This is a genomic window from Cytobacillus sp. FSL K6-0129 (assembly GCF_038007625.1).
GTDB classification, from domain to species: domain Bacteria; phylum Bacillota; class Bacilli; order Bacillales; family Cytobacillaceae; genus Cytobacillus; species Cytobacillus kochii.
In genome coordinates this window covers 4,233,423-4,247,023 of the sequence record NZ_JBBOXM010000001.1, presented here as the reverse complement: position 1 = coordinate 4,247,023, position 13,601 = coordinate 4,233,423, and the positions used below count along the sequence as shown (strand labels likewise).

Sequence of the window (13,601 nt, the reverse complement as noted above, 5' to 3'; positions counted from 1 at the left end):
TTACCTATATATTTTACATTTACTAACTATCATTTTCGACTCTTATAGTCGATAAACATCTTAGATTCATATATTCTAAGGAGGTTTTTCCATGAGTTTTCAATTATCAGTATTAAATAAGCAGTTTATAAATGGAGAATGGCGCCAAGGAAAAAGTCAAACTCTCTTACAAAATATTAATCCATTTAATGAAGACATCCTTGCAGAAGTAAATGGTGCTACATTAGAAGATATTGATGAAGCATATCAAGCAAGTGCTAAGGCAAAGCTAGAATGGGATCGTGTCAACCCCTATAAAAAACGAGACATATTAGAAAAAGCGGTAGCCATTATCGACTCACATGAAGAAGAAATTGTCCAGTTAATTATTGCTGAACTTGGAGGTACTCGATTAAAAGCGGCTTTTGAAATTGGCCTTGTAAAAAATATGATTAAAGAGGCAGCCACTTACCCACTTCGTATGGAAGGTAAAATTCTGCCGTCTACAGAAGACCATAAAGAAAATAGATTATATCGTGTTCCAGCTGGTGTGGTTGGAGTCATTAGTCCATTTAACTTTCCTTTCTTCCTTTCTATGAAATCAGTTGCTCCTGCACTTGGCGCGGGATGTGGAGTAGTCCTCAAACCTCATGAAGATTCAATGGTAACTGGTGGTACATTAATAGGAAAGATATTTGAAGAAGCTGGTGTCCCTAAAGGATTACTAAATGTTGTATTATGTGATATTAAGGAAATTGGCGATGGCTTTGTAGAACATCCGATTCCAAGAATCATTTCTTTTACCGGTTCTACTACAGTAGGTAGTTACATCGGTCAAGTAGCAGTGAAGAACTTTAAAAAACCTTTACTAGAGTTAGGCGGTAATAGTGCTTTTATCGTCATGGAAGATGCAGATATTGATTATGCCGTTAATGCAGCAACATTTAGCCGTTTCACACACCAAGGACAGATTTGTATGTCTGCGAATCGTATTCTCGTTCAAAAATCAATTTACCCAACGTTTATGAACAAATTTAAAGAAAAGGTAGCAGCACTTAAAGTCGGGGATCCTAGCGACCCTGAAACCGTTATCGGTCCTGTTATTAATAAACGACAAGCATCAACATTAGAGGATTTAATTCATACGGGCATTCAAGAAGGTGCAGAACCTATCCTATTAGGAGAAATTAGCGGGAATTTAGTTGCACCAACGATTTTAACAAATGTGACCCCTGAAATGACAGTCGCACAAAAAGAACTCTTTGGTCCTGTTGTTTGTATTATGACTTTTGATACAGAAGAAGATGCCATTAATATTGCCAACAATACACAACTCGGATTAAGCGGGGCGCTTCATACTGCCAATGTAGAACGCGGTGTTGAAATGGCAAAAAGAATTCACACGGGTATGATTCATGTAAATGATGTCACGATTAACGATGAGCCTATTGTTGCTTTTGGTGGTGAAAAACAATCCGGACTTGGTCGATTAAATGGAGATTGGAGTTTAGATGAGTTTACAACAATGAAATGGATTTCTGTTAATTATAGTCAAAGACAATTGCCATATTAATAATTAGGGAGATAAAAATATGATTGAAACAGAACAGCAATCAATAAACGTAATGGACGCTTTTCTAAAGGTAGCACCTTACTTAAATACATTAATTCATGATGATATCACTATTGGTATATATGATACAGAGAAATTAATCATTAATTATCCAGGAAAGACATTTTCATTAAATGTCTCTCCTGGGGACCCTCTAATAGACGGTGACATTATTACAGAATCCATACGTACAAATAGCACCAAAACATCTATGGTACCAAAAGAATTATTCGGTTTTCCCCTTATTGCAAAAGCCATCCCCCTTCATAATGAGAAGGGTGAAGTAATCGGTGGAGTAGGTATTGGAATTAGTTTAGAAAAGTCCAATCAGCTCTTCGATGTAGCAGAAAGTCTTTCAGCAGTATCAGAACAAACAGCTGCAGCCATTGAAGAGATAAGTAAATCAGTGACTATTCTTGCAGATAAAGTGACTGATATGTCTTCACAAATGGGGACTGTTAGCCATAGTGCAGATGAAATCGGAAAAATATCCACTGCTGTAAAAAGTATTTCTGATCAAAGTAACCTTTTAGGTTTAAATGCAGCAATTGAAGCAGCACGAGCTGGGGACGCTGGAAGAGGATTCTCTGTAGTAGCGGAAGAGATTCGTAAACTTGCAAGTAATAGTAAAGACCATGTTTCGCAAATAGATCAAATTACGAAAAGTATAGCGGGGTTACTCACTGAGCTTAATCAATCTTTCTCACAAATTCATCAATTAACAGATACCCAAGCAGCCTCCATTCAGGAGTTTTCAGCGACGATTCAAGAAATTAGTCGCAACGCTCAACATTTAGTGGAGATGGCTGATACGACAGTAGATAGTGATTGATATTCTTTCTGTCATGTCATAGCTTGCCTTCTATAAAGAAGCACGAACAAATACTTATACCTTTAGCATTTGTTCGTGCATTTTCTTATGGGGTTAATCGATGCCGATCTCGCGGGAATGCCGACGCAAAGCGGACATTAGGACGATTCATTATTTTAGCTGTCAGTCTCTCTAAGCCTATTGCAAGACCGCCATGTGGTGGCATACCGTACTTAAAGACATTCGTATAACTTTCAAAATCTGCAACTTTTAAGTGATTTTCTTCTATTGAAGTGATTAATTCTTGATAGTCATGAATCCTCAAGCCACCAGTTGTAATCTCTATCCCTTTGAACAATAGATCAAAAGAATCTGTGTATAATGAGTGATTTTCTAATGGCTTGGCATACATTGGTCTAACTGTCTTTGGATAATGTGTGATAAAAACTAATTCACTGTTTTCCTTTTCAGAAAAATACTGACAAATTAACCGTTCTCCCTCAGGATCCAAATCTTCCATCTCACTAGTGGATTTATGATATTCATGAGCTAAAATTTGCTTTGCTTCATGAAGTGATATACTGGGTATTCTTTCAATTAAAGGAATTGTTACACCGACTTCTTGTAGCTCTTTTTGATAACCGTCCCGAATGGTGTTAAAAATAAACCGTAATAGATTCTCCTCTAATTCCATCAACTCTTTGCTCGAAAATACAAAACCCATCTCTAAATCAAGGGAAATGTATTCATTTAAATGTCTAGATGTCGCATGTTCTTCCGCTCGATAAACAGGAGCTACTTCAAATACTCGTTCATACCCTGCTGCTACCATCATTTGCTTATAAAATTGTGGTGATTGCCCTAAATAAGCAGGTTGATTAAAATAGTCTATTGAGAAAAGGTTCGCCCCTCCTTCAGCACCCGCTGCTACAATTTTCGGTGTGAAAATTTGGATAAAATCCTCATTTCGTAAAAAAGATGAAAAGGCGTCAACAATTGCCGACTTTATATTAAACATGAGATGCTCTTTATGGTTCCGTAGTGATAAAACACGATTATTCAATAATATGTCCATGTGGACATCTAATTCTTTTTGATTTAATTCAATTGGTAAAGGTGCATTAGCAGTGTTTAATAACTGAAGCTTATCTACAATTACCTCTACACCCGTATCGGTTTTCATTGTCTTTACAACAAGACCCTGTACAGAAATAACTGACTCTAATGAAAGTTTCATTTCAGCCAATTCATTCTCTAATACACATTGAATGATGCCACTACGATCCCGTAACTGTAAGAAAGTAATTCTTCCTAAATGTCTAACACGGTGAACCCACCCACATAGTGTAATCTTTCTGTTCACATGTTTCATTACATCGGAGCAATTCACACGGCTTATTCCATCATTGATCTTGAACATCATCATTCACACTCCTTATTATTTTGTTTGTATCTTCGTTATCGTCATCATCACTATCCATGTGAATCACCCCTTTCTTATCACACAAAAAAACCGAGCTTCATCCCAGAAGGGACGAGGCTCGGTTCTCGCGGTACCACCCTAATTATTACATCATTCAATGTAATCTCTTATATGCCCGTTAACGGTGGCCACCGTCCACGCCTACTTAGTAAAAACTTTTCAGATGGAACTCATTGGTGTCTTTCATCTAACTCCTTATCGCCACTCTTTCAGCTAAAATAAGCAGCTCTCTTATAAATAAGGGTGTCAAACTACTCCTCCAACTCAACGCTCTCGAATATTATTATTTAAGATACATCGCTTCACCCTAAATGTCAAACTATTTCGTTTATAAATCTGCCTCATTAAAACGGGTGTAAACCACTTTTGTCTCCTGTTCTGCTATGATCATTTTCACCCCGCGCCAACCAGACTGTAAATATTGCTGTTGTTTGGTGATATCATCCATCTTTATTTCAATCACTTCTCCTTGTTGGACAACTTTAGTAGCTTGCAAATCTTTCATAAAAACATAGCGAAGGCTACCCCCATATTTCTCCTTAAGATCAATGATTTGCATATCTTGGGCAAACTTATCCTTAAGTGAAGGGTAATTAAAAGGAGCGACTGTACAACAAACATATCTATACTGATGTGATTCTTTTTTCAATTGTTCCATTAAAATTTGAGCAAGCTTTTGCTGTAATTTATTCCCTCTATACATAGGATCTACATTAGATATTTCTTGATAGATAACCGTGGATAAATCCGTTACACCAGCATCTAGACCAAGGTGCTCAGGATCATTTTCAGGTGGAATTAGCAATGCGCGAAAGGCAATTAATTGCTCTTTGACCCAAGCACCAACCATTTTTCCATTTCCCCTTAAAATATTGAGGAACTCCTCTTTCGCTAAAGGCTGTAATACTTTTTTATCCGGAAGGGCATGGATAACCTTTTGTTGCAATTGTAAAATTTGTTCAATATGCTGTTCTTCTAGATTTGTAACTTCATAAGATGGGCCTTGCTTTGTCATTTCTCTCATGATTACATTCAATCTCTTCAACTCTCCTTTAATACATCTTCAAATACAGTCAATTCTTTTAGAATCTCTTCATCAATATTTACGCCTAATCCAGGTTGATCTTTTAAAGAAATATGAGGAATATCATAATGTAAGTCACCGATATCCTTAGTAAACTTCAGTGGTCCGGTTAATTCTACACTTGTAATATTCTTTTTAGAAAATGACACATGAAAACCTGCACTTGAAGCAATCGATGATTCTACCATTGATCCGACCTGGCACTCAATCCCGGCTAGTTCTGCCTGATATGCAAGCTTAACTGCTGGCAATATACCACCACACTTCATCAACTTAATGTTTATACGATCACAGGCATTTTTCTGAATAATCTCTTTCAACTCTCTTGCTCCCTTTAGTCCTTCATCAATCATAAGGGAAACTGTTGAATGAGACCTAATAAATGCCATACCATCAATATCATCTGCTCTTACCGGTTGCTCTAGCCAATCTATATCTACCGTTTCTAATGCCTTAATTCCTTTTAAAGTAGCAGCCGCTGTTTGCCAACCTTGGTTTACATCCACTCGTATAACGGCTTTGTCTTTAACGCTATCAGCAACTGCCTTAATTCTTGCTACGTCCCCATTCACATCTCTACCTACTTTAATTTTAAATGATGTATAACCTTTAGAGACTTGTTCCAGTGCTTCTGTCGCCATTTTTTCTGGCTCACCAATACTTAACACATGCGTGATGGGAAATTGCACATGGTAACGTCCACCGATGAGCTGATACACGGGCACTTGTAGTTTTTTACCGATTAAGTCGTAACAAGCAATATCGATCGCAGCTTTAGCAGCAGGTGCTTGATAAATGAGCTTGTCCATGATTTCATGTACCTTTTCAATTTCCATTGGATTGATACCTAATATGGCAGGTCCAAGTGTATGTTTAATTACTTGATAAGTGCCTTCCCATGTTTCTCCTGTCACATGCTCATCAGGTACTGCTTCTCCGTAGCCTATGAGACCTTCATCCGTTTCCACTTTTACGATAATGGATGGCATATCTTTATATGTATGATAACTGATGACAAACGGCTGTTTTAATGGTAGACGAATCGCATAGATAGCGATGGATGTAATCTTCATATTTCTCTCTCCTTATCAATAAAAGAAGAAAGCCGAAGAAAAAACTCGGCTCCCTCTTTCATTATGTTTATGCATTTAATGATGCTTCTTCTTCTTTTTCCAATGCCCTTTTCTCTTCATCAGTGATTTTAACAATGGTAAATCCTATAAAAGCATAAATGATAGAAATAATCGGAACGATGAAATTCAGGATAGCATAGGGTGCATACTCTAATGCACCTATTCCGAGTGTGGCAAGAATAAACACTCCACATGTATTCCATGGTATAAATACAGAGGTTAAAGTTCCCCCATCTTCTAGGGCCCTGGATAGGTTCTTTGAATGCAGATTTTTATCGCGATATGCTTTGGAAAACATCCTTGCAGGAACAACAATTGAAATATATTGCTCTGATGCCGTCGCATTTGTTGCAAAGGCAGATACAATAGTGGTTGCAACAAGACTACCTGCTGACTTAGCTAGCTTTAAGATTTGATTGACTATCGCTTGTAGCATACCTGTATTTTCTAATATTCCACCAAACGTCATGGCCACAATCGTCATGGAGACGGTGTACATCATCGAATCGAGACCTCCTCTATTAAAGAGACCATCAACCATCTCATTTCCACTTTCCATTTTGTAACCGGATTGTAAAGCTGATACTGCCTCAGATAGCGAACCACCTTGTACAAAGATTTGACAAAGAACGCCTAGGAGGATACCTACAATTAATGCTGGTACTGCCGGAACTTTTCTTGCTACCATAATAATAACTACAAGGGGAACAAGTAATAACCATGGTGAAATAACAAAAGAATCTTGTAAGGCAAGGATTGTTTGATTAATTTCTGCTGGATTGGCTCCTCCTTTACCAAAGTCTTTGCCTAAGAACCAATAAACCGCTAATGCAATGATAATACCAGGAACGGTTGTAAATAACATATGTTTGATATGATCAAATAAATCAGTACCTGTTAAGCCGGATGCTAAATTTGTTGTGTCTGATAACGGAGACATCTTATCACCAAAATAAGAGCCTGAAATAATCGCACCAGCTATCATCGGAGCTGGGATGCCCATACTCATGCCTATGCCCATTCCCGCTACACCTATCGTTCCCATTGTTGACCAAGAGCTGCCAATTGATAAAGAAACGATTGCACATATAATCGTTATAGAGACGAGGAACAAAGATGGGGTGATAATCTTTAATCCATAGTAAATCATTGTTGCTACAATACCACCACCAAGCCAAGAACCGATGACTAAACCAACTAACATGATAATTATGACCGCAGGTAATGCCAGTTTAATCCCCTTATACATCGATTCCTCAATATGCTTCCAATTATATCCTGCTTTCCAAGCAACTAATGCAGCCGTAATTGTTCCAATAATTAATGGAATATGAGGTCCTTGATCTAAATAAATAACCGCAATCATCATTGTTACTATCATGACAACTAATGGAATTAGCGCCATACCGAATGTCATTTTTTGATCCTGTTTCATAGAAATCCTCCCATTTATATTTTTCACTTTAATTATGCTTTCAACAAGGCTGCTACTATTCGAGCACCCTGGTCCAATACTGTATGGTTAAAATTCATTTGCGGGTGATGTAATCCCGGCTTTAAGTCAGCACCTAAACCAATCATTGTTGCATGGACATTTGGATGTTTGATCGTATAAAAATGAAAGTCATCACTTCCCGGGGTAATGAGTGGGGGAGCCACACTTTCTGAACCTAATACCTCTGTTATTGCCTGTATTGCCATCTCCTCTGCTTGTTGAGAGACGACTGCACCAGGGGTATAATCTATCCAATCAAATGAAATATCGACATCAAACAATGTCGCAATATCGCCTAACCCTTTACTCACTTTTGTTTGTAGCTCTTTTAATTGTTCATTTTTTTGCGCTCTTATATCGATACCAAAGGTGGCATGACCTGGAATGATATTTAAGCTTGCTCCACCTGTTTGAATATTAGTTAATTTGACAGAATACGCATCAAACGGAGACAAATAGATATTCTTTAAAAATTGATAAATCGTAGCAATTACATCAATTGCGCTTCTTCCTTGATGAGGCCTGGCGCCATGGGCATCTTCACCACTAATTTTCCCTTCTAATGTGACACATGCTCCGTGATGGATGGATGGGGATACTTGTCCTAAAGATAATTCTTCATGTGGTCTGAGATGGATGCCAAACAAATGTGTGACATCTTCCATCGCGCCATGCTTAATCATTTCTAGAGATCCATTTCCTTTTTCTTCAGCTGGTTGAAAAATAAAACGTATGCGCTTACTTAAAGCTTGCTTATCCAAATAAAGAATACTACCTAAAACAATAGCCATATGTGCATCATGCCCACATGAGTGATTAGCACGATACATACCATCTACTTGCTGCCAGAGGGCATCTATATCCGACCTAACAGCAATTACTTCATCTCCACTTCCCACCTCTGCTATTACACCAGTTAAATCCCCAAAAGTTTGATAATCAACCTCTAAATCACTCAGTATAGACACAATTTTTTTGGTTGTCTCATACTCTTTAAAACTAGGTTCTGGATGGTTATGAAATTCATTAAACCATTCTTGAATTTGATCTTTATAGTTCATAAAATCATCCCTTTTAGACTTTAGAAAATTTTACAAAAATTCACCTTTGACTGACTCTATAGATACACAAAAAGCCTTGTACATATGTACAAGGACTTCTCACGAATGAACAGTATGGCCAGTTCTTCTTTGGTGAGAAATCTCTAGCTGAATTTGTTTGCAATAAGTTATATTACTATCATGTTTTATTAATGAATACTCTTTACCAATAAACAAATGCGAACAGGATTTTTCTAAAAAAAGAAAGCGTTTACGTTTTTAAAAGTTTGATAACTTCCATGAAATAAAGGTTTAGGAGAAAGATAAAAGTGATTGATTGTATCTTTCTCCTCTTACAGCGTTAAAGTGATTATTAAGATAATATCATATATAGAAAAATTATTCTAATAATTTATTAAAAACTGTCTTATCCTAAAACTTTTACTATTTTTTCAATTGCCCAATCAAGATCTTCTTTAGAAATAATAAGTGGCGGTGCAAAACGAATAACCGTATCATGTGTTTCTTTACAAAGAAGCCCTTCTTCTTTCAACGCTTCACAATATTTACGTGCAGGTTCAGTAAGCTCAACCCCGATAAACAACCCACGTCCACGCACTTCTTTAATCATTGGATTTTTAATTTCCTTCAATTGATCAACAAAATAGTTACCTAGCTCTAAAGAGCGCTCTACAAGTTTCTCTTCTTTAATCACTTCAATGGAAGCCATAGAAACCGCACATGCCATCGGGTTCCCACCAAAAGTTGAGCCGTGTGAGCCCGGATTGAAGACACCCAAAACTTCCTTGCTTGAAACTACACAAGAAATAGGGAAGACTCCTCCACCTAAAGCTTTACCTAGAATGTACATATCAGGACTTACGCCTTCCCATTCGCAAGCAAACATTTTTCCAGAGCGTGCAAGCCCAGCTTGAATCTCATCGGCAATGAACAAGACATTCTTCTCTTTACATAATTCACGCGCTTCTTTTAAGAACCCTTCTGGAGGAATAACAATTCCAGCTTCCCCTTGAATCGGTTCAATTAAAAATGCTGCCGTATTTTCCGTAATAGCAGCTTTTAACGCAGCAATATCTCCATAAGGAACTAGCTTAATTCCTGGAAGCATCGGGCCAAAACCTTTTTGGTATTCCTCTTCTGAAGAAAGGGAGACAGCTGTCATCGTTCTGCCGTGAAAGTTTCCTATACAAGCGATGATTTCTGCTTGGTTCTCAGCTACTCCTTTTACATCATAAGCCCATCGACGAGCTGCTTTTATAGCTGTTTCCACTGCTTCAGCACCTGTGTTCATTGGCAAAGCCATATCCATGCCTGTTAACTCACAAATCATTTCATACCAAGGACCCAATTGATCATTATGGAAAGCTCTTGATGTTAATGTCACGCGTTCTGCTTGATCTTTCAACGCTTGAATAATCTTCGGATGGCGATGCCCTTGGTTAACTGCTGAATAAGCACTTAACATATCCATGTATTTGTTACCCTCAGGATCTTTTACCCAGACCCCTTCAGCTTCACTAATTACGATTGGTAGTGGATGATAGTTATTCGCACCAAATTTTTCAGATTGTTCGATCAGGTGTTTTGTTTGTACTGTATTTTTCATCTTTATCGACATCCTTCCAGTTTTGATTAATAGATTGCTAGAAAGGGATGATCATCCCTTTCTAACCTTGATTGACTTTAATACATTTCAGACGTTGTTTTTGCTTGCATATGAAGCATAATATAATCTGGTCCGCCTGCTTTTGAATCTGTACCTGACATATTAAAACCACCAAATGGCTGATAACCAACAATTGCACCCGTACAACCACGATTAAAGTAAAGATTACCCACATGGAAATCTTCTCTTGCTTGTTGGATATGTTCACGATTATTCGTGAGAACAGCTCCGGTTAAGCCATATTCTGTATTGTTCGCAATCTCGATTGCATGATTAAAGTCTTTTGCCTTTGTAAAACCGACTACTGGACCAAAAATCTCTTCCTGCATGATACGCGCCTGTGGATCTAGATCCGCAAATATCGTTGGTTGAATGAAATAACCTTTAGAATCATCGCCTTCTCCACCGAGCATAAGCTTTCCTTCTTCTTTTCCAATTTCAATATAACTCATAATCTTATTAAACGCTGATTGATCAATAACCGGCCCTGTAAAGTTACTTCGATCTTCAGGATTACCCGCTTGTTTATCTTTCGCGATTTCTACTGCTCTTGCTAGTACTTGATCATAAACATCTTCTACAATGACTGCTCGCGAACAGGCTGAGCATTTCTGGCCTGAAAATCCGAAAGCAGAAGCGACGATTGATTGAGCAGCAAGCTCTAAATCAGCTTCTTTATCAACAACAATCGTGTCTTTACCTCCCATTTCAGCAATCACACGTTTAATCCAGATTTGACCATCATTTAGTTTCGATGCACGTTCGTTAATTCGAAGACCCACATCCCTTGAGCCTGTAAATGAAATAAAACGAGTATCCTTATGGTCAACTAAATAGTCACCTACCTCTGCACCACTTCCTGGTACAAAGTTAAGTACGCCTTTAGGTAATCCAGCTTCTTCTAATACCTCTACAAATTTAGCCGCAATGATTGGTGTAGTTGAAGCTGGCTTTAAAAGCACTGTATTACCCGCCACAATTGCAGCGACTGTTGTACCAGCCATGATGGCAAACGGGAAGTTCCAAGGAGAAATAATAACTCCTACCCCAAGTGGAATATAGTCATAACGATTGTATTCATTCGGTCGGCTATTGACAGGTACACCATCTTTAATCGCTAGCATTTGTCGTGCATAATATTCTAAGAAATCGATGGCTTCTGCTGTATCAGCATCTGCCTCATTCCAAGGCTTACCCGCTTCTTTTGTCATAAGAGCGGAAAACTCATGTTTACGTCTTCTAATAATTGCAGCTGCTTTAAACAAAACATCGGCACGCGTTTCTGGCTTTACTTTACGCCAAGATTGGAATGCCCTCACAGCCGATTGCATTGCTTTTTCTGCTAATGCTTGATTTGCTTTTGACACACGACCAATAACTTCTTCTTTATTTGCTGGATTGATAGATACGATTTTCTCATCTGTAGAGATTCTTTCGCCATCAATTAATAAATCATAGTCTTGACCTAAATAGGATTTAACCGTTTCGAGTCCTTTTAAATAATCCGCTTGATTACTTTCTACGCTAAAATCAGTAAATGGTTCATGTTTATATGGCTGTACCATTCGAAATTCCTCCTACTCTATATTGTATTTCTCTTATTCTATTTTTATCGTTCCCCATTATTATTGCAAATAACGTGCCAATTACTAAAAATGTGAATTAACAATATTTTCGTCCTATTGGGTGCAAAAATATTTTTCTTTTCGCAAAAATATTTTTCTATCTTCTGCAAAATATTTTTGCGAATGTGTATAATAAATAATTACAGGGGGGACATTCATGAACAACTTTCTAAAACGAATGAATTACTATTATGATAAAGTCTTAGATGAAATTGACGCTGGTGTCCATGTCGTTGATGAAGGCGGAAATACGGTCATTTATAACCGGAAAATGGCTGAAATTGAAGGGATGGCTAAAGCCGAAGTACTATATAAAAACTTACATGATGTTTTTTCATTTGAACATAATGAAGAAAGTCGTTTGCTTGAAGCTGTTGAAAAAGGCATTAAAATCGAGAACGCAAAGCAAAGTTATTACAATAATCAAGGACTAGAAATTACTACGGTTAATCATACTTTACCTATTTTATTCGAAAACGAGCGTATTGGCGCAATGGAGATTGCCCGTGATATTACAAGATTAGAAAAGTTAATCAGAGAGAATAGACAACAAAGAGAAGAAACTCGCTTTACTTTCCAAAGTATCATTGGTCATAGTCCAGCCATAACTGAAGTGATCGAAGCAAGCAAAAGAGCAACGCGTACGGATTCTTCTATCTTAATCATCGGTGACACAGGTACAGGAAAAGAACTATTTGCTCAGAGTATTCACAACGCAAGTGAGCGGGCACATAAACCATTTATTTCGCAAAACTGTGCAGCCATACCAGATAATCTGATAGAAGGCTTGCTTTTTGGCACAAAAAAAGGGGCATTTACCGGAGCAATCGAAAGGCCTGGATTATTTGAAGAAGCAGAAGGTGGTACACTTCTACTGGATGAAATTAATTCTTTAAATATTCACTTACAAGCAAAATTATTGAGAGTTCTACAAGAGAAAAAAGTAAGGCGGGTGGGAGATACACGAGACCGTTCATTTAATGTCCGTATTATCGCTACAATCAATGAGGATCCGATTGATGCAATTACGAATGGACATTTAAGAAAAGATTTATATTATCGGTTAGGTGTTGTTTCTTTATCCATCCCTCCGTTAAAAGAGCGCAGAGAAGACATAGAGGAACTGGTATACCATTTCATTCATAAGTACAATGAGAAGTTTGCAATGGGCGTAAAAGATATTGATTCATCCCTTTTATCAAACCTTTTTCATTACGAATGGCCAGGTAATGTCAGAGAGCTAGAGCATCTTATTGAAGGCGCAATGAACTTAATCGAATATGAAGAATCGATTACCTATCATCACTTACCTTTTCATTATCGACATCGATTACAATCCCAACCATTCTTAAAAAAAGAGAAAGTATTCGATCACCCTGTCGACAGTAATAAGCAAGAACACATTGGCCACACTTTAAATGACTATTTAACAAAAGCCGAGCGCCATTTTATTCAACAAGCACTTATAAGAAACCAGCACCATATTACCAATACGGCAAAAGAACTTGGTATGAGTAGACAAAATCTACAATACAGGATAAAAAAACACCGTTTAACATGACTAATAGCATGTTCTAAATAAAACAGAGGATGTTGGTCCTCCTTTGGACGAACAATCCTCTCTACATAAGATATTGATTAAGATGAAGACA

General features: G+C 37.6%; 10 protein-coding genes and 1 other annotated feature. Of the genes, 3 read left to right on the top strand and 7 right to left on the bottom strand.

The annotated features are described in order from the left end of the window. Positions 1-91 precede the first annotated feature (91 nt). Both MHI57_RS21635 and MHI57_RS21630 read left to right on the top strand, forming a co-directional pair. Complete coding sequence (locus MHI57_RS21635; RefSeq protein ID WP_095370174.1) at positions 92-1,552, top strand: aldehyde dehydrogenase family protein; 1,461 nt, start codon at positions 92-94, stop codon at positions 1,550-1,552. 19 nt (positions 1,553-1,571) lie between these two features. After that, positions 1,572-2,423, top strand: a complete 852-nt coding sequence (locus MHI57_RS21630) for a methyl-accepting chemotaxis protein (protein WP_095370175.1) — start codon at positions 1,572-1,574, stop codon at positions 2,421-2,423. A gap of 85 nt (positions 2,424-2,508) precedes the next feature. Here MHI57_RS21630 and aspS read toward each other — a convergent pair whose 3' ends face one another. The 7 genes from aspS to pruA all read right to left on the bottom strand — a co-directional run bounded on the left by aspS (position 2,509) and on the right by pruA (position 11,889). Beyond that, positions 2,509-3,813, bottom strand: coding sequence for an aspartate--tRNA(Asn) ligase (aspS, locus tag MHI57_RS21625; protein ID WP_416337102.1), 1,305 nt, complete (start codon positions 3,811-3,813; stop codon positions 2,509-2,511). A gap of 116 nt (positions 3,814-3,929) precedes the next feature. Next, positions 3,930-4,162: a binding site (T-box leader), on the bottom strand. Between the two features lie 51 nt (positions 4,163-4,213). Further along, the gene (locus MHI57_RS21620; RefSeq protein ID WP_370873372.1) at positions 4,214-4,921 is read right to left on the bottom strand and encodes a GNAT family N-acetyltransferase; all 708 of its coding nucleotides are present in this window, start codon (positions 4,919-4,921) and stop codon (positions 4,214-4,216) included. Positions 4,922-4,926: 5 nt separating this feature from the next. Continuing rightward, a complete protein-coding gene (locus tag MHI57_RS21615; RefSeq protein WP_095370176.1) occupies positions 4,927-6,042 on the bottom strand; it encodes a mandelate racemase/muconate lactonizing enzyme family protein in 1,116 nt (371 codons plus the stop codon). A gap of 67 nt (positions 6,043-6,109) precedes the next feature. Next, on the bottom strand, positions 6,110-7,537 hold the full coding sequence (gene nhaC / locus MHI57_RS21610) for a Na+/H+ antiporter NhaC (RefSeq protein WP_095370177.1): 1,428 nt from the start codon (positions 7,535-7,537) through the stop codon (positions 6,110-6,112). Positions 7,538-7,569: 32 nt separating this feature from the next. Next, positions 7,570-8,658: an amidohydrolase gene (locus MHI57_RS21605; RefSeq protein ID WP_095370178.1), complete on the bottom strand. Its 1,089-nt coding sequence runs from the start codon at positions 8,656-8,658 to the stop codon at positions 7,570-7,572. A gap of 406 nt (positions 8,659-9,064) precedes the next feature. Beyond that, positions 9,065-10,264 (bottom strand): ornithine--oxo-acid transaminase, encoded by a 1,200-nt coding sequence (locus MHI57_RS21600; RefSeq protein WP_095370179.1) that lies wholly within the window; start codon positions 10,262-10,264, stop codon positions 9,065-9,067. A gap of 77 nt (positions 10,265-10,341) precedes the next feature. Next, positions 10,342-11,889, bottom strand: a complete 1,548-nt coding sequence (gene pruA / locus MHI57_RS21595; RefSeq protein WP_307317657.1) for an L-glutamate gamma-semialdehyde dehydrogenase — start codon at positions 11,887-11,889, stop codon at positions 10,342-10,344. 217 nt (positions 11,890-12,106) lie between these two features. Between pruA and MHI57_RS21590 the strand changes: the two genes are divergently transcribed. Then, the gene (locus MHI57_RS21590) at positions 12,107-13,510 is read left to right on the top strand and encodes a sigma-54 interaction domain-containing protein (RefSeq protein ID WP_340978171.1); all 1,404 of its coding nucleotides are present in this window, start codon (positions 12,107-12,109) and stop codon (positions 13,508-13,510) included. Positions 13,511-13,601: the final 91 nt, after the last annotated feature.

Excerpts from the sequence above, each read along its gene's own strand:
- MHI57_RS21635 (WP_095370174.1), top strand. The coding sequence starts at position 92 with ATGAGTTTTCAATTATCAGTATTAAATAAGCAGTTTATAAATGGAGAA.
- MHI57_RS21630 (WP_095370175.1), top strand. The coding sequence starts at position 1,572 with ATGATTGAAACAGAACAGCAATCAATAAACGTAATGGACGCTTTTCTA.
- MHI57_RS21615 (WP_095370176.1), bottom strand. The coding sequence starts at position 6,042 with ATGAAGATTACATCCATCGCTATCTATGCGATTCGTCTACCATTAAAA.
- nhaC (WP_095370177.1), bottom strand. The coding sequence starts at position 7,537 with ATGAAACAGGATCAAAAAATGACATTCGGTATGGCGCTAATTCCATTA.
- MHI57_RS21605 (WP_095370178.1), bottom strand. The coding sequence starts at position 8,658 with ATGAACTATAAAGATCAAATTCAAGAATGGTTTAATGAATTTCATAAC.
- MHI57_RS21600 (WP_095370179.1), bottom strand. The coding sequence starts at position 10,264 with ATGAAAAATACAGTACAAACAAAACACCTGATCGAACAATCTGAAAAA.
- pruA (WP_307317657.1), bottom strand. The coding sequence starts at position 11,889 with ATGGTACAGCCATATAAACATGAACCATTTACTGATTTTAGCGTAGAA.
- MHI57_RS21590 (WP_340978171.1), top strand. The coding sequence starts at position 12,107 with ATGAACAACTTTCTAAAACGAATGAATTACTATTATGATAAAGTCTTA.